This is a genomic window from Paenibacillus sp. LHD-38, from assembly GCF_031157315.1.
Lineage (GTDB): Bacteria > Bacillota > Bacilli > Paenibacillales > Paenibacillaceae > Pristimantibacillus.
In genome coordinates, this window is record NZ_JAVIFU010000028.1 from 43,103 (window position 1) to 64,350 (window position 21,248).

Here is a 21,248-nt window from a genome sequence, read left to right on the forward strand (position 1 = left end):
GTAGAATCATCCACGAAAGGATAGTTTTTTTATGAACCTAGGTATTACAGAAGATCTTCATTTCTTTTCACAGGAATTAACACGGCATCTGTCCCCTTCATCCCTTGCTGATTTGGCAAAGGCGATAGGCTTTGTTACTCGGTCAAGTAAATTTCGAGCCCAAGATTTAGTGGCATTATGCGTTTGGCTAAGCCAACATACAAGGGTGTATCAGAAAAATGAACATCCAGAGACCTTTCGGAATGGAATTGTGAAAAAACAATCTGAGTATATTCAGCTTTCGATGGAATCGATAATGGAGAAACTTCAGCTAGGAGAAACAAGGGAGATATCTGATGTGTATATTGGAATGTATCAGAAATTACCGGCACGCTTAGTGGTGTATCGTCTGTCAGAGATTCAGATGAGGAAAAGAGAGAAGGATCAGGCCGTTCGTGAAAAGAAAAAAGGGATGACGTATTCCGAGAAAAGCAAGAAACTTAGTGCTTTGAACTTCTATATCACCAATATCTCTTCGGAAATTGTACCGGGTACTCATTTGCACGAACTATATTCGTTACGTTGGCAAGTGGAGATTTTGTTTAAGACGTGGAAATCATTCTTTCAAATTCAGCAGTGCAAGAAAATGAAACTGGAACGCTTAGAATGCCATTTATATGGTCAATTAATTGGAATCTTACTGTGTTCCACCACGATGTTTCAGATACGTCAGCTCCTTTGGCGAAAGAAAAAAGAGCTAAGTGAATATAAAGCCTTTTATATGATCAAAGATTATATGCTGCTTCTACATCAGGCCATACAAAAAGACACCGAGGAAATATCGAAAGTTCTGCTTCGTCTGTTCCACTTGATTGAGAAAAACGGACGAAAGTCTCACCGCTATGAGAAAAAAACAGTCTTTGATATTTTAGGTGTCGTTTACGAATATACCACATCGCGAAAACGAGTGGCGTAGATCAAAATTTTGAAAATGGCCAGATGATGGCTTATTGGGTGTGCCTATTTTTAAAAAACGGAGATTAAAGATTTCCTAAGATTACAAAAATATTAGAACATATCATGTGTTTATCTACAATCTGCATCTTAGCTTGATGGGCATGTGGCTGGACCCCAATAAGGAAATAACTGCGAACAATCCGGCATGAACCAAGCGTAAACGGCTGGCGCCGTATTTGACGGCAAAGGCTCGTTTCGCGGTGAAATATAAGCATCGTATAAGGTTCAAATTTATACTTTCTTGTAATTGTAAAAAAGAGGCTTCACACGAGTTAGTGCACTCGCGGGAAGCCTCTAATTTTCAACTGTTGCGGACATACGGCACTTTCTTCTGTCCTACCATTCGGCCACCGATCCGTCCTTATGTCTCCAAATCGGATTTCTCCACCGATGCGGGGATTCCGACGCCATTTTGCGGAGATACTTCTCATTAACTGTAATGCCGAGTCCCGGACCCTGCGGAATCATCACAGCAGCACCCGTGAATGACGAAGACCCTCCCTTTTATCTAGCGGTTGCATCCTTCAATGATCCAGAAACGATTGCTCCTCCGAATAAAACCGCCTCGCGCTTCGCCCGTCTCGCCACCGCTTCCGCGGAACAGCTTGCATGCACGAATACGACGTTAGCTTCATCGCCGACGGCCGGCCATACTCTCTTCCCTTCTTGATTCAGGACGGTTCGGCCGCCTGTAATGAAGCCGAGCGCTTGGGCCAAGGACAATTCGTCAATATAACGGTACAGTTCCGCTAAACGTCCGGCCTTCTCCAAATTGTCGCCGATGCCGAACGGCGACCAGTGGTCGGTGATGCTGTCATTGCCGAGCTCGACCTTGACTCCTTTCTCGTGCAGCATCGGAATCGGCATCTGAGCCGCACCAATCGGAACGGTGGATGTAACCGAAATGCCGAGTGCGGCAAACCGCTCCGCAAGCTCGGCGGCCGCTCCCGCAGGGGCCCCCGCAAAACCGAAGGCGTGGCTCACCGTCACTCTCCCTTGCCAGCCGGCTTCCTCCGTCAAGTCGGCGAGTCTGTTCATTGTGAAAATGCCCAAATGATCCCGGTCGTGAATATGGACATCGATCCCCGCGTTCGCCTCGACGGCAATGTCCATGATCGTCTGCAGCGATTTTTCGATGTTCTCGTCCACGGTTGCCGGATCGACGCCCCCCACGAAGGCGGCGCCTTGACGCATCGCTTGCCTAATTAGATCAGTGGCCTGGGAACGCAGCAGTCCGTGTTGCGGGAACGCGACGACTTCGCAAGATATTTTACCGGAGAACGACTCCAGCGCCCGCATCGTAGCTTCCAAGTTTTTCAGACCGATAACAGGGTCGATGTTGCAGTGGGTACGGACATGTGTGGAACCGAATCCGAGCAGCAGATCGAGCATTTTTTCGGCTCTTTCCTGCGCCGTAGGCAGCAGCTTCGGAAGGAGCTCCCTCTCTTCTTCAATCCGCCCGAAAATGCCCGCTACCGGTCTGACCGCTCTCCAGGGTCCGCCATAATACGTTTTGTCTATATGGATATGCATCTCTTTAAACGACGGCAGCATCAAAAGCTGCTTTGCATCCTTGATCGGCAGGTCGCCCCATTGCGGAGGCGCACCGGATACGATTTGCGCGATTTTTCCGTCTTCAATCCGAATATGGCAGATTTCCGTCTCCGTGCCCGTCACTCTGTCGTTCTCGTATTGATATCCGCTCTCCAACCGAACATTTGTCAGCCAATAAGACAAGCTCATGATTCCATTCATCCTTTCACTGGTAAATTGGTTTTAATCTGGGAGACTTTCTCGACCCGTCAGACAAAGGTTCCCGAAACAAGCTTCCCCTTGTACATGACAGCGGGCCGATTCGCCCTTCTGGCTACGGCTTCCGCGGAGCAGCTTGCTTCCGCGAACACCATGCTCGCTTCGTCCCCAACTTTCGGCCAGACACGCTGTCCTTCTGTATTCAGCGGAGTTATACCGCCTGTAATGAACCCCAGCGATTGCGATAAAGAAAGCTCGTCAACCCAGCGGTAACGTTCGGAAAGATGCCGCGCTTTCTCCAAAACATCGCCATTGCCGAAAGGAGCCCAGGAATCATAGAACCCGTCGCAGCCTAGCGCAACCGGGACTCCCCTTTCCCGAAGCAGAGGTACCGGAGGGATCAGCCTGTTGATGGGGGCCGTGGACATAACGGAAATCCCCAATTCCGCAAAAATGTGCGCCATTTCGTCCGCACGCTCGTGCGGCACTTCGCCCAGGGCGAATGCATGGCTGACGGCCACTCTGCCCTGCCAGCTGGCCTCTCGCGTCAGCTCGGACAATTTTTTCATCGTATACCATCCCAGATGGCCCGGATCGTGTAGATGCATATCGATATCCGCGCCGCTCTCCACCGCAATGTCCATCATTTGATCCAAAGACGCTTCGATCCGGCCGTCGACTCCAGCGGGATCAAGCCCGCCAACCAGTGTGGCCCCCTCGCGCATGGCTTCTCTCATTAAACCGGCCACCTGGTCGCGCAGCAATCCATGCTGCGGGAAAGCGACGATCTCGTAAGTGAGCTTATCTTCGAAATGTTCCAACGCCTGCCGCACAGACTCCAAATTCTTAAGACCGATGTACGGATCGATATTGACATGCGTGCGCACATGGGTTACTCCCGATTTAACGAAAAGGGTGAGCAGCAGTTCCGCTCGTTCATTGATGGTCTTTACTAATATCGGAAGTTCCTTGGCCTCCAGCTCCAATCGTTCGATCAGATTTTTCACGGGCTTACACGATTTCCAAGGTCCTCCCAAGTACGTCTTATCCAAGTGATTGTGCATTTCTTTAAACGGCGGAAGCGCCAAATAGTCTTTTGCATCCAGTTTGGGAAAATCCGTTTCAACGGCATGCGCGGCGGAGACGATGCGGGCAATCTTTCCGTCTTCAATCAGTAGATGGCACGTTTCGCTCTCCGTCCCCGTGACGATGCCGTTTTCGAGCCGATACCCGCTTTCCAGGCGAACATTCGTTAACCAATATGCGATAGGCTTCATGCGGCATACGACCTCCTTTAGCTGAACAGACCTATATTCGTCCAAGTGTAAACGGCTGGCGCCGTCTTTAACGGCAAAGGCTCGTTTCGCGGTGAAATATAAGCATCGTATAAGGTTCAAATTTATACTTTCTTATATTTCAAGTGAACCGGCAACGATCTTCCCTTTGTACATAACGACGGGCCGATTCGCCCTTCTGGCCACCGCTTCCGCGGAGCAGCTTGCTTCGGCGAACACCATGCTCGCCTCATCCCCCGCTTTCGGCCAAGTCCGCTGTCCTTCTTTGTTCAGCGGCGTTATACCGCCGGTAATGAACCCCAGCGTCTCGGCCAGCGCCTGTTCCGTGCTTCTTCCGAAACGCTCCGCCAAACGGCCCGCACGCTCCAATAGATCTCCGTTTCCGAAAGGAGACCACGAATCGAAAATGTTATCGCACCCTACCGCCACCGTCACCTTCTTCGCTTGAAGGAAGTTCACCGGAGGAATCGCTCTGCCGAACGGCACGCTCGTAATGATCGTGATTCCGAGTTCGGCAAGCATTTGCGCCACTTCATCGGCTTCCTGTCCGGCCATATCCCCCAAAGCGAAAGCGTGGCTCACCGATACTCTGCCCTGCCAACCCGCTTCTTCCGTGAGCGCTGCCAGTCGCTTGATGGTCGCAAGACCTAGCCCGCCCCCATCATGCAGATGCAAATCAACCTCCGAGTTCGCTTCCACGGCCAGCTCCATCATCTGTTGCAGCGATTTTTCCATATCGCCGTCCACGGTTGCCGGATCTACGCCGCCGATCAACCCGCATCCGTGGCTCAGCGCCTCCTTGACAAGCCGAGCGGATTGCGAGCGGAGAAGTCCGTGCTGTGGAAAAGCGACGATCTCGAAAGACAATTTGCCCTCGAAGACGGCGAGCGCTTCCTGTATGGCCTCCAAGTGACGAAGCCCGACTTCCGGGTAAATGTCGACATGAGTGCGAACATGCGTCGAACCGGCCCGCAGCAAGATGCCGAGCAGCGTTTCGGCTCGTTCCTTCATCGTTGTTGCCAGCTTGGGCAGCGTGTTCTTCTCGATCTCGAAACGTTCAAATATCGTAGGCGCCGGACGAACAGGCCGCCAACGGTCACCGAGCAGCGTCTTGTCCAAATGGCAATGCTTCTCCACGAAAGACGGCAGCGCGAGCAGGCCGCGCGCATCAAGAACGGGCAGCGCTCTATCTGATTTCGCTTCACCGGGCTTTGCTCCATGCGGCGTCTCGCTCGCGGACGCGATTTCCGCAATCGTGCCGTTCTCGATCCGCAGATGATATAAATCCGTCGTCGTTCCCGTGACGGAACCGTTTTCTTTTAAATATCCGTTCTCCAAACGGACATTCCTCAACCAAAAATCCTCATGCATGTCCTTCGCCTCCCAATGTGCGTACATTCTAGCGGGTTTGTTCCGCTTTCAGCAAAACTTGCTCGATCTCGCTGTAGCCTCGCATCTTGGCATGCGCGAGCGGCGTTACGCCGTCTTTGTCCGCAATATGCACATCGGCCCCATGATCGACTAACAGTTGTACGATTTTTTGATGCTTTTCACCTCCGTTACCTAAAATGACCGCTTCCAATAATGCTGTCCAATGCAAATTATTGATGTGATTGACATCCATATCCGAATGAGTAAGAAGTTCATTAACCACTTCAACATGTCCACGTTCCGAAGCAGGAATAAGAGCCGTCCCCCCATACCGGTTCGTAAGTTTTGTATCGGCATCGGCATCAATTGCGAGTTTTACGATATCGAGCAATCCTTCCGCTCCGGCATACAAGAGAACATTATTTAAGATGTTGTCGCGAATGTTAATGTCCGCACCTTTTTGGATCAGTGCCTTTACCAATTCTACCTGATTGTTGTAAGTCGCTGCCATGACGGCTGTTCTTCCGCGTTCATCCGTTGCATTGATATCTGCTCCGTCTTGAAGCAGTTTCAGAACGGTTTCAGTGTCTCCCTTCTCTGCGGCAATAATCAATTGTTCGTTCATCATTTCCACCTTCTTTTCTTTTGATAGCGTTTCTTTCGGTAAATTCTGCGAGGAGTTCGGAACCGTACGACATGCGGCAAGCAAAATAACAACTAAAATCATGAAGAGACGATACATCGTCAGACTCCTTTTTCGCTCAATACAAATATGCTAACATGAAGATAACTATATGAAAAATATATAATCAATAAGTTTCACTTAAGTTTTTCATATATAAAATTGAGGAGTGTTTTCGACGATGGATATCAGACAACTGCGATATTTTATAGCGATTGTAGAGGAAAGGAAAATTTCCGCTGCTGCGAAAAGACTCCATATCTCTCAACCGCCGTTAAGCCAACTATTGAAAGCAATGGAAGAGGAACTCGGCTCAACATTAGTAGAGAGAAGTGGGAAATTTTTAGAAGTTACAGAAGCAGGAAAAGCTTTATATAAATATGCCTTGCAGATGGATCAGTTAATGGAAGAAGCCAAAATGGAAGTGAAGGAAGTTGGAAACGGGGTAAACGGTAGTCTAAAGATCGGAATCAATACGTTTTCGGTTGCTGAGTTGCCTGAACTCCTCCATCGATTTCGTATACAATACCCGAAGGTGACTTATAAAATTCAGCAAAATGAATCGGCTCATCTTTGTAAATTAGTGAGAGACCGGGTAATCGAGCTGGCAATTATTCGCATGCCGCTTGAACTAAGTCATTTTTCAGTTCTTCACCTGTACACTGAGCCGTTTTACTTTATTACATCCAAGAATCAGAAACTGTTCGACCATGAAGTGTCGCTTGCGGACATTCAAAACCATCCACTCATATTACCAAGTACCCAGGGATTGGGAGTGCATTATTTAATTTTGGAGGCATTTTCCAGGCTTCATCTGCGCCCCAACATTGTTGGCGAATGTTCCGACATTATGCTTTTGATGGACTTAATTTCATCTGACTTTTGCGCATCGATCGTTCCGGAAACACTGCTTAAACGGCATAAAGGGTATTCTATACACGTTCACAAAATTTCCAGCGTTACTGAGATATCTTCCCCTGTCGGATTCATATGGCTAAAGAATCATTGCTTATCCAAGGCTGCTCAAAATTTTGTCGATTTATTCAAAAAAGAAGGAATGTACACACAACGGCATGAGCTTAATGATATCTATTGAAAAGATATGGCCATCATTTAATGGCCATTATGAAGCAATTGACGACAATTTTCCTCCCAACCGTCTAACCGAAACGAAGCTGCTCACAAGCAGCACGAATGCACCAAACAGATAAGGCAAATCGATATGGATATCGTATAGAATACCTGCAAGCATCGGTCCAAATATCGTACCGAGGCTCGTATAGGCATTATTCATTCCTGCTACGAATCCTTGTTCCTCCCCAGCCTCTTTGGACAGCAAGGTATTGATCGTCGGACGTAAAATATTATTGAACGTAAAGAATAGCATCGTTACGAACATGACATAAAAGAAATTGCCCGAGAACAGCAAGAACACGAGGGATACAGCCGATAACAAAAGCATGGCGCCGATAATCTTTTTTTCCCCGAATCGAAGTGAAATCCGTTCGGTCAGTACAATTTGATTAAACGTGCCAATTAACGAACATACGGTAAGCAATATAGCGATTTCACGTGTAGTGAATCCGTAGCCCTGTACGACAAAAAGCGGAAAAATCGCTTCAAAATGCGTCAAACCGAACGTAATGGCGAAAACAATAAGCAGAAGAATGAAATAGCGATATTGCACTGAAAGCGCGATTTGACGAAAAACATTGTCCTTCTTCTCTTTCGTATGTTGGCGCATGAGGCGAATTTCCGGCGGCAGCGATTCAGGCAGCATCCACAGGCTGCATACCATGGCCAGTAGACCCACAAATGCGGATGCATAAAATGGTGCTTTGATCCCTAGCTCAGAAAGAAAACCACCTAACCCCGGTCCGATAATGAACCCCGATGTCATCGACGCACCTAACCACGACATGGCCTTACTACGCTGATCATCCGTTGTAATATCAGCAATATAAGCGACAATGACTGGGATCAAGGCAGCTGAGCCCATTCCGCCAATTAATCGCGAAACGAATAATAAGGATAAATCGCCTGCTAAAGCAGCCATTAAGTTGGAGATAGCGAACAAGATCAGTCCAGTGATAATCATCGGTTTACGACCGTATTGATCAGACAAATTGCCTGCAATAGGTGAGAAAAGAAACTGTGTCAGACCGAAGCAGGATACCAAATATCCTGCTGCTTGACCACCAGCCCCAAACTCCTTGAGAAGTTCGGGTAATATCGGAATGACAAGACCCATGCTTAGATTAGCGAGAAACATCCGTCAATCGTTTCCGGAAATGCGTCATCATCGAGTGATGAAATGGCTGCTTCTAGAAGAGAACCCCAAAATATCGGTCATTTCGAAAGCTGATATAGAACCCTTTTTGGAACAGGACGGTAATTATCGGGTCTACCCTATGTTTCCATTTGATCAACGAAAGGGATTTGAGATTTATACGGTGCATATGGCCCCTGGCTGCAATCATATTTCCGAACCTCATAACGATGGCGTCGAGGAGTACGTTATCATTGTCCGAGGGAGCCTGGCTATCAAGTTCAACGATGAGGTTTACAACATTACAGAGGGCAATGCTATACACTTTCCCGCCAACCAGCCCCACTCGTATCACAACAAAACAGATCAGGAGATCTCTTATATTGCTATGATCCATTATTCTGCATAGGCTAATTGACCGATAGCATTTTTTTGCACGAGACAGTTTCAGGGCTTCCGCATGGCCGATTCCTGCCTAGTCAGGAGCCTTTTTTATGCTGAAGCAAAAAAGTACTATTGAGACTCAGGCATGATCAAACGGGAAGGCAAAAACTTATCATTGTGAGAAATGACGCACGTTTGTAAAGTTAAGCGTATGTAACGAGATACTATTAAGGAAAGAAGGGGGCCCGTTGATTCACATGTTTCGGAGGTTCGGAGGTTCGGAAAAATCTGAAAGCGCTTCAAACGCCGACCGCGGCGATCTGGTTTGATCTGAAACGTTTATCCCGGTTCTCCTTGTTTCGTTTGGTGGTGGCCGGATTCACCGTGACAACGTTCTTGTCCTTATCTGCTAACCAGTTGGCCAAGTTAAACCAATAATGGCCGGTTGGCTCAATGCCGATTATGAGCATGAGCTTCTTTAATCGGTGTTTCTGTTGTAACTCCGTGATCCATCGGTTCAATTTTTCAAAGCCTTCAAAGCTATTTGAGAATGAGAGATGTCGTTTGGAAACCACGATCCCTCGGAAACTTGTAGCTTGTGCGACATGCGTTTCTTTGGCCATGTCGATCCCTACGACGAGATGCGAGGTGATAATTCGTTCAATTCGTTAATTTTGTGCGTCTGATTGCTTAAACTTCATAGTAAGAGCGCCTCGGTATGATGTGTTGTGGACAAACCCATCATACCGAGGCGCTCCCTTTTTTACAATGCCCATTTCTTAGGCTTAACAGGAATGTTTAGTTGCAGTGTGAGTAAAATTCGTCAATGTTACAAGTAAAGGATGAAAAAGAACAGCGCAGCCATAGCAAAACGATAATATGCAAACCAAGATAATTTTACCCGTTTAATTAAGTTTAAAAAAGTCACGATTGCAATCATTGCTACTATAAAAGCTGCTGCTGAACCAATAAGAAACGATCCAATTTCCAGATGACTAATGTATCCCCGGAACGCAAGTACGCTCACATCCGGATACCTTCAAAGAATCAATTTGTAAATCCATGGACTGATCAGCAGTCGAAACACGTGCATACCCAACTTTAGTCATTTCCCAATCTTTATCACGAATCCGAAGCCTTTAAGATACGTTACCGGATGAGGTACAAAATTGAACAGAAGAATCATGAATTAAAGAACCATCATGGCCTGGCGATTTCACAACATAGCCAAGGTCTTCTTGGCATGCGAATACAAGCTGTCTTAACGGCAATTGCCGTAAATGCGAAACGAATGGTGAAGTTGGCGGAGCCCAAAGTGGCCCTTTAAGGGACACATCCCCGATCCCATTAAACCATAAATGCCAAAAAGTCGTTGTTTCGTTGCTCTAAGCAACAAAACAACGACTTTTTCAGTGCTCTCCCAGTGGGGACAGGCGCTGTCGGATGCGGATATTTCGGTATCGGTGAAATTAAAATGGAAAAGTTACGGACCTGTGGATTGATAAGTGGTGAGTGATATGACAAAAGTGTAAGGATGAATGTTCCCTCACACGAACGCCGGAATAGAAAAGCAGAATATTCTGCAAGCAATTTATCCCTAGCCCGATTATAATGGTCTGTATGCCGAACTTTCGGAACATTAACCATTACGCAGGAAGAGGGAGCGCGACATGAAACCGAATATATTATTGATCACCGTCGATCAAATGAGATTCGACTGTCTCCATTACTTGAATCATCCCGTCATCCAAACTCCGAACCTCGATCATTTGGCCAAACGAGGCGTCACCTTCACCAGTGCCTACTCGGCTACGCCTTCATGCGTCCCGGCAAGAGCCTCCATCATAACCGGCATGAGCCAACGAAGTCATGGACGAGTAGGCTATCAGGACAAGGTGCATTGGACGTACGAGCATACGCTGCCGGGCGAGCTTGCGGGTGCCGGATACCATACGCAGTGCATCGGCAAAATGCATGTCTACCCTACCCGCAATCTATGCGGGTTCCATAATATCGAGCTTCATGACGGCTATATGCACTATAACCGCAACCGCTCCCGTTCCTCCGCTCTGGAATGGTGGGACTACACCGACGATTATTTGCCATGGCTTCGCGAGCGGGCCGGATATGACCAGGATATTATGGACCATGGGCTCGACTGCAACGCCTCCGTCGTATCGAGGCCTTGGCATCTTGAAGAGAAATATCATCCGACCAACTGGGCGGTGACGAGATCGATCGATTTCCTGCGCAGAAGAGATCCGAGCAAGCCGTTTTTCCTGTGGACCTCCTTCGTTCGTCCGCATTCGCCGCTCGATCCGCCGCAGGCTTACCTTGACCTGTACAAAAACATCGAGCTGCCTGAACCTCCGATCGGAGATTGGGCGGATACGGAAGATGCGGACAGAGCCGGCTTCAATCCGACGACCGGCAGAGGCATCGTCCATGACCGGATGAGGAAAGATGCATTAGCCGCCTATTACGCGCTTATTACCCATATCGACAATCAAATCGGCAGACTTCTGAATGCGCTGTTCGAATTCGGCGTAAGCGACAATACCGTCATTATGTTCACGTCCGATCACGGAGATTTGATGGGCGACCACAATTTGTACCAGAAGCGTCTCGCCTACGAAGGCAGTGCGAAAGTGCCGTTTATTCTGTGCGATCCTACCGGCAAGCTGGGGCTGGAAAGCGGCAAGATAGCGGATCAGGTCGTCGAGATGCGCGATATTATGCCAACCTTGCTGGATGCTGCGAATGTCGCGATTCCAGACAGCGTCGACGGCAGCAGCGTGCTCCCTCTGAGCGTAAGAATCAACGGCCAAAAGCCGGAATGGCGGGAATACCTGCATGGCGAGCATGCCCATGGCCAGCTGTCCTATCATTACGTGACTGACGGAAAGCGAAAATATATCTGGTACTCGCAGACGGGCGTGGAGCAATATTTCGATCTCGAGGCGGATCCGCAGGAGCTGCGAAACTTAATCAAGGACAGCGGCTACGCGAATGAAATTAGCGGCTGGCGAGAGCGCATCATTGGGGAGCTGACCGGCCGCGAGGAAGGATATACCGACGGCGCTCAGCTCATCGCGGGACGTCCTCCGCTGGATGTGCTGAGCCACATTCTTTAAGGAGAGAAGCAGGTGTACCGCACGCTAAGGAAATGGCTCATGACATCGAGCATCCAGCACAAAATTCTCGCTTCCTTTATCGCCATAACGGTCTGCTCTCTCTTCTTCTTTGGCTATATTTCCTTGTCGCTGTCCAAAAAAAGCATGGAAGAGCAGATCAAGATGTCCAAAACGCGCAATTTGGCCGTCGTGACGGAGAAACTGAACATTATGTTGGACAACCTTGTTTCCTTGTCCAACATTTATTACGGAAGTCCGGAGCTTCGGTACTTGCTGATGTCGAATTCCACAAGCAACTCCTATGAGCAGAAGCTTAAGAAGGAATTCGTCAATCGGATGATCGTCAATTACAAATACGCGTTTACTTGGCTCGATTACCATGTATCCATACTAGGGTATAACGGGCTGGAGCTACATTCCATGTATGAAGGCCACGTCGGCTTGGACAGCCTGACGAGCCAGCCATGGTACAAGGAAGTCGAGCGCCAAGACGGCAACGTCTACATCCTTCTCGACGATTCCCCCGAGCTGTCCAAAGCGATCGGCGAGCAGCATTACGTGACGGTAGCGCGCATGCTCAAAGATTACGAGAGTGGACGGAATATCGGCCTGCTTCTTATTAGCGTGAAGGAATCATTTATCTACAATCAGGTCAAAAGCTCCATTGAAGATTATGAAAATATCATTATTGCCGATGCGGCGGGAGATATATTGACGGCGAGCGACAAGTCTCTGCTCGGCGTTCCGATTGACCGCACGCCCTATCATGCAAGCGAGAACGGACGCTTGACCGACAGCGAAGGCGTCAATCAGATGGTGAGCACCTATAAGATGCCGGCCACCGGCTGGCGAATTATGATGCTGTCGCCCTATGACAATTTGTTCGACAAGCTAAACCGCGTGCAGAAATTAAATTGGGCTATCTTCGCTTTAATTATCGGTCTTGGCATCTTCCTCTCCTATTTCATAGCCCGGAAGCTGTCCGTACCGATCAAGTCCTTATACGTCGATATGATGAAGGTAGAGAAAGGCGATCTCTCCGTCCGCTCGAAGCTGGCCGCAGGCGATGAGATCGGCTTCCTCGCGTTCCGGTTCAACCATATGATCAGCCGAATTGAGCAGCTGCACCAGCAGTTGTTCACACAGCAGGAACAGAAGCGGCGCGCGGAGCTGGAGACGTTGAAGTCCCAAATCAATACGCATTTCCTGTTCAACACGTTAGCTTCGATACGTTCCATGGTCGTAACCGGCAACGCGCAGCAAGCGGATACCGTCATCGTCTCCCTGGTCAAGCTGCTGCGCAGGACGTTGTCCGCGAAGAGCGAGTTCGTGCGGATTCAGGAGGAGCTTGATCATCTGAAGCATTATTTTACGATTCAGAAAGCAAGAATGAAAGATTCGTTCGACGTGCAGTGGGAGCTGGACGAGGATATATTAAGTTATAAAACATTGCATATGCTGCTGCAGCCGCTCGTGGAGAACGCGCTGTTCCATGGGATCGAACCGATGAAGGAAAGAGGCCTCATTATTATCCGGGCGTACTTGGCGATAGATGCGTCGGAATGCATCGTCGTCGAGGTCGTGGATAACGGGATCGGCATCCAGAGCGGCAACGAGCGGCCCACGCGAACGAGCGGCACGGGTACGGGACTTCAAAATATTCGCAACCGATTGAACATGCATTTCGGCGAAGACGGAGAGCTGCGGCTCGAAAGAATGTACGACCGGTTTACGAAAGCGACAATCCGCTTCCCGGCATTTCGCAACGAAAAGGAGCTGAAGCTGCGATGAATATCATCATCGTAGACGATGAGCTGCAAATCCAGAACTGGCTGAAGCTTCTTCTTCAGAAAACCGAGTTTCCGGCAACGCTCATGGGAATGTTCGGGAGTGGCTTGGAGGCGTACGACTATTGCATGAACAATGCCGTGGACCTTGTCATTACCGATATCCGGATGCCGCTTATGGACGGCCTTCAATTAATCGGGCAGCTCAGGAGCAGGAAGCCGGGCATACGGTTCCTTATCTTGAGCGCCCACGAAGAATTCCATTATGCGTCGGAGGGCATGCGGCTCGGAGCAAGCGATTATTTGCTCAAGGCGGAAATAACGGTAGACGATCTTCGCGACGTGCTCGAGAGAATCCGGCTCGATTTGAACAAGGAAACCCGGATCGGCAACGAAATGAACCATATGAGGATGACCCTGAACGAGAACCAGCAGGCGCTGCGAGCGGTGTATTTGAAAGAATTGATACAGGGCGAAGCGAATGCTGTAACGAAATACGTTCCGAAGAGAGCGCAGCTTCAATTGAACTTCGATCCGAAGCATACGGTTATGCTCGCGATCGGTTTTGCACCTCAAGACTTCGAGCGGAAAAACGCGCAATTCCAAAGCCGCGATCTGCTTGATCTAGCCATCGTGAACGTAACCGAGGAGACGCTGCACTCAGAGTTTGGGAAGGGCAATGCGTTTCCGGTCGATACGGCTCTATTCGCGGTCATCGTGAATTGCCCGGCTTCCGGCCGGAAGTCGGTGCATGAAAGCCTGCTGCATTACGCAAACCGGATATCCTCCAACCTGTGGAATTACTTGAACATACATGCGGATATCGGCATCAGCGAGCTCTACGGCGATTTGTCGGAGCTCAAGCTGCGGTGGCGAGAAGCGCGCCAGGCTATGGGGCAAAATTTATTTTACGGAAGAAGGGCCATTGTCAGCTATCAAGATTTGCAATTCGATTCGCAATTCGATTCGCCCGTAAGAAACTGGGACGCGGCCGAGGCCGCATGGCATGCCCGAATTATTCGCCAGCTGGAGCTCGACTACTATGACGGAGTGCGGGAAGAAGTCCATCATCTCCTTCGCGAGATCGAATCGAGGAAACATTTGTCCGCAACGCAAGTGAAGGCGGTTATGCTGGAGATCGTCTATGCGATGCGGCGCAAGCTACAATCGTTGTCCGTTCCGTCTGAAGGCGAACCCGCCATCATGGACATTCATCACGCTTCGACGTTCCAAGAATGCAAGGAGTGGCTGCTTGCGCAGTTGCATGCTTTCATCGAATCGATCTCGATCAAGAAGAGAAGTCCGGCTATCGTCGAAATCTGCAACTACATTGCAAACAACTATTCCCGGAACATCTCACTGCCGGAAGTGGCCGGCCTTGTTCATTTGAACAAAACGTATTTGTCGGGATTGTTCAAAAAAGAGATGGGCGTAAACTTTAACGACTATTTGACGAACTATCGATTGGACAAGGCTAAGGAGCTGCTCGTGCTCGGTCGGTGCAACATCAGCGAATTGGCCGAGAAGGTCGGCTATACGAATTCCAGCCACTTCGCCAAAGTGTTCAAAAAGACGACAGGCCTGTCTCCGCTGGAGTATAAAAAAAGCATGAACGTCACTTCCTCCTAGAGTGGCTTTTATCACGACATTAGGCCCCATGAGAGCTTGCCGAATTACGGCGGCGCCTCATGGGGCTTTTTTTCAAGAAAAACAGAAAATAAGAATGAAACAACAGAATAATCCAAATTTCTTTTTTGAACCTTTCCATTAGAATGAGGGTTGACCGGCATGCATGACATGACATTCAGACCCGCAAACGCTATGCGGCCTTAAACCATCGATACGGAAAGGAGGCTATGACGGACGGGCATCTAAGTTGAAGACATAATGATCAAAGCTCTTATACCTAATGAAGAGGTGAAATTTGACATGATGCGATTGTTAACTAGAAAAAATGTATGCTTTGGCATCGCTGGACTTCTGCTTCTGCTTGGGACGTTATGGTTCAACGATTCCGTACTGTTCGCCGAGGATAATGCCGCGACCGGAAATGGAAACGCTTACTACGTCGATTGCTCGCTTACTACGAACGGCAGCGGCACTTCAGCCTCGCCATTCTCGACACTGGGAGCCATTCATCAGCTCGTGCTGCAGCCTGGCGACTCCGTCCTATTCAAGCGCGGTTCGGTTTGTCTCGGCCAATTCGGCCCTTCGGGCTCCGGCACGGAAGCCGACCCTATCGTCATCGGCGCATACGGAACGGGCACGGATAAACCGGTCATTAACGCAAACGGGCAAACCAATGCCGTATTGCTGAAAAATATGGCCTACGTGCAAATCCAAGATCTGGAGCTTACGGCGCCCGGCGACAACAAAACGCCGAGACGCGGCCTGCATGTTCTCGGTGAAAACGGCGGCGACCTGAACGGCGTCGTGGTCCAAAACTTGACCGTGCATGACGTTCGAGGCGTTATGCCTTCCTCCTTCAATGAAGGCGCCTCTTCGAGCACCGGCAAATTCGGCTACGCTTCGGGCGGCATCATTATCGAAGCGCAAGGTACGGTCACGCCGACTGCATTCCACGATATTCAGATCCTCGATAATGAAGTATATTCCGTCGACCGCCAAGGCATCTACTTCTGGTCGAACTGGTGCAAGCGGCCTGATCTGAAGCGCTGGGGCAGCGACTGCTCCGCGAACTGGTATCCGCATACGAATGCCCTGATTAAAGGCAATCAACTGACGGATATCGGAGGGGACGGCATTGTAATGAAAATGGTAAGCGTAGGGCTTGTGGAGCGCAATACGCTCGACGGCTTCAACGTCCGCTCCAGATCTTATAACGCGGGCATGTGGGTCGCCAATTCGGACGATGTTACCTTCCAGTACAACCGTGCTTCCGGAGGCGTAAGCACGCTGGACGGCATGGCGTTCGATATCGATCACGCTACCAACCGCACCGTCTTCCAATACAATGTGTCCTCTAACAATGAAGGCGGCTTTTTCCTGTTTTGCCCGGATCCGACCTCTCCTCCCAATGTCAAAAACTTCACGATCCGTTACAACATCTCCATCAACGACAAAGCCGAACATTTCATGATCGGCTGCGGCGGCACAATAAGCAACGGCGAAATCTACAACAATACGATCTATGCAGGAGACAACATTTCTGCCAGAGCTTTCGGGCAAAACACCGGAACGATCAGCAATGTGAAATACTTCAATAATATCGTCTACAAGACGGGTGCCGGCACGATAAGCTGGGATGTCAAAACCGGAGAAAAAACGGTCAACTTTACGCTCGACAACAATGTGTTCTATAACATCGCGCCTGCGCCAAGCATGGCTGCGGGAACCATTCTGACCGATCCTGGGTTCATGAATCCGGCACAGCTGAATCCTCACGGGTTGCAACTCGGCGTAGGCTCCTCCGCGCTTGGGGCCGGCAAGCTTGCCTCGAATAACGGAGGATTGGATTACTTCGCCAATGCGGTATCCGCCACCGCGCTTCCGAACATCGGGGCTTACGAAGGGGACGGCGTTCTCCCGCTGCCTGAAACAGGCTGCATGCCTGCATTCTCCGCCGCCCTTAACCATATCAATCTCAGCAGCGGAAGCGCGACAATAACGGCGACGGTTCAAAACCCTTGTGCAGGAGCGCAAACGAATATCTCGGTGTCGGCTGCGGGACCTGCAGGGGTGCAAATGACGCCAAGCCTCCAAACGATTCCTGGGCTGGGTGCTCAGCAGAGCGCAACGGTAGAATTCAACCTTACAGGCGATAGTCAACAACCGATTGCTTCTTATCCGATCACGGTTACCGCGTCTACCTCGCAAGGTGAGCCAATCGGAAGCGCCGCCTTAACGGTGGATCTCATCACGGCATTGTGGGATGCGGCGGCAGCAGAGAACTTCGAGGCGATGACCGTCGGCTCCGCGCCTGCAGGCTGGGAGACTAGCGGCAACGTTACTCCGGTCGTTGCGAGTCAAGGCGGCGCCAAAGCTCTGAAGCTAAGCCAATCCGGCACGCTGAACAGAGGCATCTGGACGTTCCCCGAACAGGCGGGAACCGTGAAGCTGTCGGCCAAAGTCATGGCCGGCCAAACCAATACGCCGCTTGGCCTGCATGTTCTCGATGCGAGTAATGGTGAAGTGCTCAAGCTCAGCTTGAACATGAGCGGCAACGTCAGTTATACGCGAGGCGCAAGCTTCGTCGATACGACCACCCCGTATGCGGCGAACAGCTGGATACTGCTGGAGGTGTTCGTGGACCGCGAGACATCGAGCTATATCGTGTTCCTTGACGGGGTCAAGGTCGGCGTCGGCACACTCGGGCCAAGCACGAACGCGATCAGCAAGCTGCGTCTGCAAGTTCCGAGCGGAAGCGCAGGCGGAGTATTCTATGTCGACGAAATAAGCGTCTCGACTCCGGGCGAACCGGCAGAAGTTCTGCAGACGACTGTAGACGGTCCGGATGCTATGATGTCCGGCGAATTCATTGCGCTCAGCTACGGTATCATGAATGCCGAGATACCTGTCATGGGCCAAGATTTTGTTGTCCGCTACGATACTGACGTACTCCGATTCGTCGATGCGGAATCTTTGGTACCCGGCATATCGATTATTAGCGAGAAGGCACAGGAGGACGGATCACTGCGGATTCTCTTGGCGAGCCTGGGACTGGAGAATGCGATATCCGGCGACCTTCCGCAGCTGCTGAATCTGACCTTCGAAGCCAAGACGGTCGCGGAGCAGGCTTCCGCCGCGGTCTCAGTCGAGTCCGCGACTTTGGCGGGTGGCGACGGCGCGGAATTCGCCGCGGCCGCATCGGCACATACGGTTGCCGTAGCGCCTGCGACCGGCAGTAGTGGCGACTTGAACGGCGACGGCAAAATCAGCGTCGGCGACCTCGCGATGGTATCCGCCCACTACGGCAAAACAAGCTCCAACCCGAGCTGGCAGACAATTAAGGCTGCTGACATCGATGGCGACGGCACTATCGGCCTAGAGGATCTGGCCATCCTCGCTCGCCGCCTGCTCGAAGCCGCCGCTTAGGCCGCTCTCGCTGTAAGGGCCCTTTACACCTCTGCAGCCCGCCAATCGGCGGGCTCACTCAGCGCTGCCGCTTTTTCACCGGACGAGAACTGAATAACGGAACAAAACAGCAGAATAAAAACGAAATCGGCGGGGAATCCATCCTTTATAATCAAAACTATCAGCACCAGCAATCATAGAGAGGATGAAAGGAATGAAGGGGTTAAAATTTCAATTCACCACGATTCTGCTCACCCTGATCGTAGCCTTCTCCACCGCCTGCGGAAACGGCAACGGCAATGGAGGGAACAACAGCAACGAACCGGCAAAAACGAATAACAGCAAAGGTGAAACAAGCGGCGGCGAGGTAACCGAAATCACATTCGCAAACTGGATCTCCGTGGAGGATGCTACCAAAGCGGCTTACGAAAAGATGATTGCGGATTTCGAGACAGCCAATCCCGGCATTAAGGTCAAGTCGCTGGGCATTCCGTTCAACCAATACAAAGACCAAATTTTGATCAGCTCAACCGGCGGCAACCCTCCGGATGTCATGATGGCGAACCAGAACTTCTCCGCCGCTTTCGTCGGCGCGAGCATTGCGGCTCCGCTCGAAGGACTTGTATCCGCAGACGCGCTCGGCGACATTGTGGAAGGAAGCAAACAAGGCGTCACATACGACGGCAAAATTATGGCTTTCCCTTGGGCGCCGCATCCGAACGCTTTGTTCTGGAATAAAAACTTGTTCAAAGCTGCAGGCTTAGACCCGGAGACGCCTCCGGCAACTTGGGATGAAATGATCGAGGTGGCCAAGAAAATTGCCAGCCTGAAGAAGGATGCAAACGGCAATCCGATCTATGGCATCGGCATTAACAATGCTTCCCTCTCCTATTCCGGCAACATGCTGTTCCGCGACGTATTGACTTACGGTGGAACGTTCATGAACGATCAGGGTGAGGTCGTATTCGATCAGGGCGACGCTCTCAAGCAAGCGCTGACGAATATTCAAGATCTGGTCAACAACGGTGTAGCGCCAAAAGGTGTTGAAATCAAAGATCTTAGAGGTATGTTCGGCGTGGGAACGCTTGGCCTTCATATCGACGGCGACATGGCCCGACAAATCTTCCGCGATGCAAGCGGCAAAGGCGAAGCCTTCGATGCCGAGTGGGGCGTTACCGTCGTTCCTCCAGGAGCGACAGGAAAAAGCGAGACCGTATTCTCCGAGCATCAGCTTCTGATTGCCAAAACTAGCAAAAAACAAGAAGCCGCAGCCAAGCTCGTCGAATACTTGGTTTCGAAGGAAGCCATGATCACGTACCACCAGCTGAACGGCGTCATGTCGGCTAGAACGTCGGTCGCAGCGCTTCCAGAAATGAACGAAGACGACTACGCTGCCGTGTTCAACAAGCAGATGTCATCGGCCAGCCCGTTCCCGGCGAAAAACCCGGTGTTCGACAACGCGATGAAAACCGCATCGGATATGATCATCCTCGTTACCGAAGGCGGACAAACGCCGGAAACCGCTATCGAGCAGGTTATGCCGAAAATCAAGGAACTCTACGTCAAATAATCTGATTCATCCATAGAGTCCGAATTCTGTCTCTGGAGTTCGGACTCCTTATTTGCCAAGGCGAAAGGAGCCGCGACCCTATGACCCAGCATGCTAAATTTAACGTGAGACAATTCGGATTTTTATTGTTCCTAATGCTCCCCGCCGTCATCTTGTTGGCCGTTACCATTATTGGCCCGCTACTGAATGCCATATCCGTCAGCTTTCAGGATTATTCCCTGCTGAGCAGCGAGCACAAATGGAACAACTTCCAAAATTACATCGATATTTTGAAATCAGAAGACTTCTATCATTCTTTCGGCATTACGCTCACTTATGTCTTTTTCGCCGTAGGTTTGGATTTGCTGCTCGGCCTTGGCATGGCGCTATTGCTCAATCAGCAGATCAAGTTCAGGACGTTCTTCCGAAGCATCGTCATGATTCCTTGGGCGATTCCGACCATTGTAACCGCGCTAATTTTCCTATGGATCTACCAGCCCGACTTCGGCGTGCTCAATTACGCCCTAAAATCCATAGGTCTTATAGAAAACAATATCACTTGGCTAAGCAGCTTCGACTTCGCTTTGGGCGCGATAATCGCCGTTGCGGTGTTCAGACAGACTCCATTGGTCGCCGTTATGCTTCTGGCAGGCATGCAAAACATCTCGCGCAGCTTATACGAAGCCGCCAAAATCGACGGATCTGGCCCTTTCCGTATTCTGACAAGCATTACGATCCCGCTCCTGAAGCCTGTCATAACGAGCGTAACTTTAATGATGATCGTACAAAACTTCCAAATGTTCACGTTGTTCTATACCTTGACGGGAGGCGGGCCGGCAGACGCGACCAAATCGCTGGCTATCTTGACCTATGAAGTGGCATTCGAACGCTACGACCTCGGCAAAGGTTCGGCTATCGGAGTGATCTGGCTCATTGTGCTGCTAAGCTTCTCCGTACTCTTTACGCGGCTAATGAACAGAGAATCTCATAGGTAG

At 50.2% G+C, this 21,248-nt stretch carries 15 protein-coding genes and 5 pseudogenes; 10 read left to right on the forward strand and 10 right to left on the reverse strand.

Features of this window, described 5'->3' with window-relative positions:
- Positions 1 to 187: 187 nt before the first annotated feature.
- Positions 188 to 955: pseudogene (locus RCO25_RS21940) on the forward strand (transposase); the annotation flags it as partial.
- Positions 956 to 1,332: 377 nt separating this feature from the next.
- On the opposite strand, the pseudogene RCO25_RS21945 reads toward RCO25_RS21940, so the two are convergent.
- From RCO25_RS21945 to RCO25_RS21965, 5 genes and pseudogenes are all read right to left on the reverse strand, one after another.
- Positions 1,333 to 1,467 (reverse strand): annotated as a pseudogene (locus RCO25_RS21945) (galactonate dehydratase); the annotation flags it as partial.
- 33 nt (positions 1,468 to 1,500) lie between these two features.
- The gene (locus RCO25_RS21950; protein WP_308998265.1) at positions 1,501 to 2,739 is read right to left on the reverse strand and encodes an amidohydrolase family protein; all 1,239 of its coding nucleotides are present in this window, start codon (positions 2,737 to 2,739) and stop codon (positions 1,501 to 1,503) included.
- Positions 2,740 to 2,798: 59 nt separating this feature from the next.
- Positions 2,799 to 4,025, reverse strand: coding sequence for an amidohydrolase family protein (locus RCO25_RS21955; protein WP_308998266.1), 1,227 nt, complete (start codon positions 4,023 to 4,025; stop codon positions 2,799 to 2,801).
- A 132-nt stretch (positions 4,026 to 4,157) separates the two neighbouring features.
- A complete protein-coding gene (locus tag RCO25_RS21960) occupies positions 4,158 to 5,414 on the reverse strand; it encodes an amidohydrolase (protein ID WP_308998267.1) in 1,257 nt (418 codons plus the stop codon).
- Between the two features lie 28 nt (positions 5,415 to 5,442).
- Complete coding sequence (locus RCO25_RS21965; RefSeq protein WP_374992144.1) at positions 5,443 to 6,039, reverse strand: ankyrin repeat domain-containing protein; 597 nt, start codon at positions 6,037 to 6,039, stop codon at positions 5,443 to 5,445.
- Between the two features lie 238 nt (positions 6,040 to 6,277).
- Here RCO25_RS21965 and RCO25_RS21970 point away from each other — a divergent pair, with 238 nt between their 5' ends.
- A complete protein-coding gene (locus tag RCO25_RS21970; protein WP_308998269.1) occupies positions 6,278 to 7,192 on the forward strand; it encodes a LysR family transcriptional regulator in 915 nt (304 codons plus the stop codon).
- Between the two features lie 27 nt (positions 7,193 to 7,219).
- Here RCO25_RS21970 and RCO25_RS21975 read toward each other — a convergent pair whose 3' ends face one another.
- Positions 7,220 to 8,368, reverse strand: a complete 1,149-nt coding sequence (locus tag RCO25_RS21975) for an MFS transporter (protein ID WP_308998270.1) — start codon at positions 8,366 to 8,368, stop codon at positions 7,220 to 7,222.
- Here RCO25_RS21975 and RCO25_RS21980 point away from each other — a divergent pair.
- Positions 8,346 to 8,774, forward strand: a complete 429-nt coding sequence (locus tag RCO25_RS21980) for a cupin domain-containing protein (protein WP_308998271.1) — start codon at positions 8,346 to 8,348, stop codon at positions 8,772 to 8,774. The two genes, RCO25_RS21975 and RCO25_RS21980, sit on opposite strands and share 23 nt — an antisense overlap.
- A 316-nt stretch (positions 8,775 to 9,090) precedes the next feature.
- Here the strand turns inward: RCO25_RS21980 and RCO25_RS21985 are convergent.
- From RCO25_RS21985 to RCO25_RS35140, 3 pseudogenes are all read right to left on the reverse strand, one after another.
- Positions 9,091 to 9,414, reverse strand: a pseudogene (locus RCO25_RS21985) (IS110 family transposase); the annotation flags it as partial.
- A 164-nt stretch (positions 9,415 to 9,578) separates the two neighbouring features.
- Positions 9,579 to 9,728, reverse strand: a pseudogene (locus tag RCO25_RS34895) (undecaprenyl-diphosphatase); the annotation flags it as partial.
- Positions 9,698 to 9,858: pseudogene (locus tag RCO25_RS35140) on the reverse strand (recombinase family protein); the annotation flags it as partial. The pseudogenes RCO25_RS35140 and RCO25_RS34895, both read right to left, overlap by 31 nt.
- Before the next feature lie 47 nt (positions 9,859 to 9,905).
- Between RCO25_RS35140 and RCO25_RS21990 the strand changes: the two are divergent.
- The 5 genes from RCO25_RS21990 (at position 9,906) to RCO25_RS22010 (ending at position 18,725) form a co-directional block, all read left to right on the forward strand.
- Positions 9,906 to 10,076, forward strand: coding sequence for a hypothetical protein (locus RCO25_RS21990; protein ID WP_308998273.1), 171 nt, complete (start codon positions 9,906 to 9,908; stop codon positions 10,074 to 10,076).
- 343 nt (positions 10,077 to 10,419) lie between these two features.
- A complete protein-coding gene (locus RCO25_RS21995; RefSeq protein ID WP_308998274.1) occupies positions 10,420 to 11,883 on the forward strand; it encodes an arylsulfatase in 1,464 nt (487 codons plus the stop codon).
- A 12-nt stretch (positions 11,884 to 11,895) separates the two neighbouring features.
- Positions 11,896 to 13,674 carry a sensor histidine kinase gene (locus RCO25_RS22000; protein ID WP_308998275.1) on the forward strand — a complete coding sequence of 593 codons (1,779 nt, stop codon included), beginning with the start codon at positions 11,896 to 11,898 and terminating at the stop codon, positions 13,672 to 13,674.
- Complete coding sequence (locus RCO25_RS22005) at positions 13,671 to 15,299, forward strand: response regulator (protein WP_308998276.1); 1,629 nt, start codon at positions 13,671 to 13,673, stop codon at positions 15,297 to 15,299. The genes RCO25_RS22000 and RCO25_RS22005 overlap by 4 nt, the downstream gene beginning before the upstream one ends.
- 300 nt (positions 15,300 to 15,599) lie before the next feature.
- On the forward strand, positions 15,600 to 18,725 hold the full coding sequence (locus tag RCO25_RS22010) for a dockerin type I domain-containing protein (protein WP_308998277.1): 3,126 nt from the start codon (positions 15,600 to 15,602) through the stop codon (positions 18,723 to 18,725).
- Positions 18,726 to 18,748: 23 nt separating this feature from the next.
- Here the strand turns inward: RCO25_RS22010 and RCO25_RS22015 are convergent, their stop codons facing one another.
- The gene (locus RCO25_RS22015) at positions 18,749 to 18,880 is read right to left on the reverse strand and encodes a hypothetical protein (protein ID WP_308998278.1); all 132 of its coding nucleotides are present in this window, start codon (positions 18,878 to 18,880) and stop codon (positions 18,749 to 18,751) included.
- A gap of 38 nt (positions 18,881 to 18,918) precedes the next feature.
- On the opposite strand from RCO25_RS22015, the gene RCO25_RS22020 reads away from it, so the two are divergent.
- The gene (locus RCO25_RS22020; RefSeq protein WP_308998279.1) at positions 18,919 to 20,274 is read left to right on the forward strand and encodes an ABC transporter substrate-binding protein; all 1,356 of its coding nucleotides are present in this window, start codon (positions 18,919 to 18,921) and stop codon (positions 20,272 to 20,274) included.
- A gap of 80 nt (positions 20,275 to 20,354) precedes the next feature.
- Positions 20,355 to 21,248, forward strand: coding sequence for a carbohydrate ABC transporter permease (locus RCO25_RS22025; protein WP_308998280.1), 894 nt, complete (start codon positions 20,355 to 20,357; stop codon positions 21,246 to 21,248).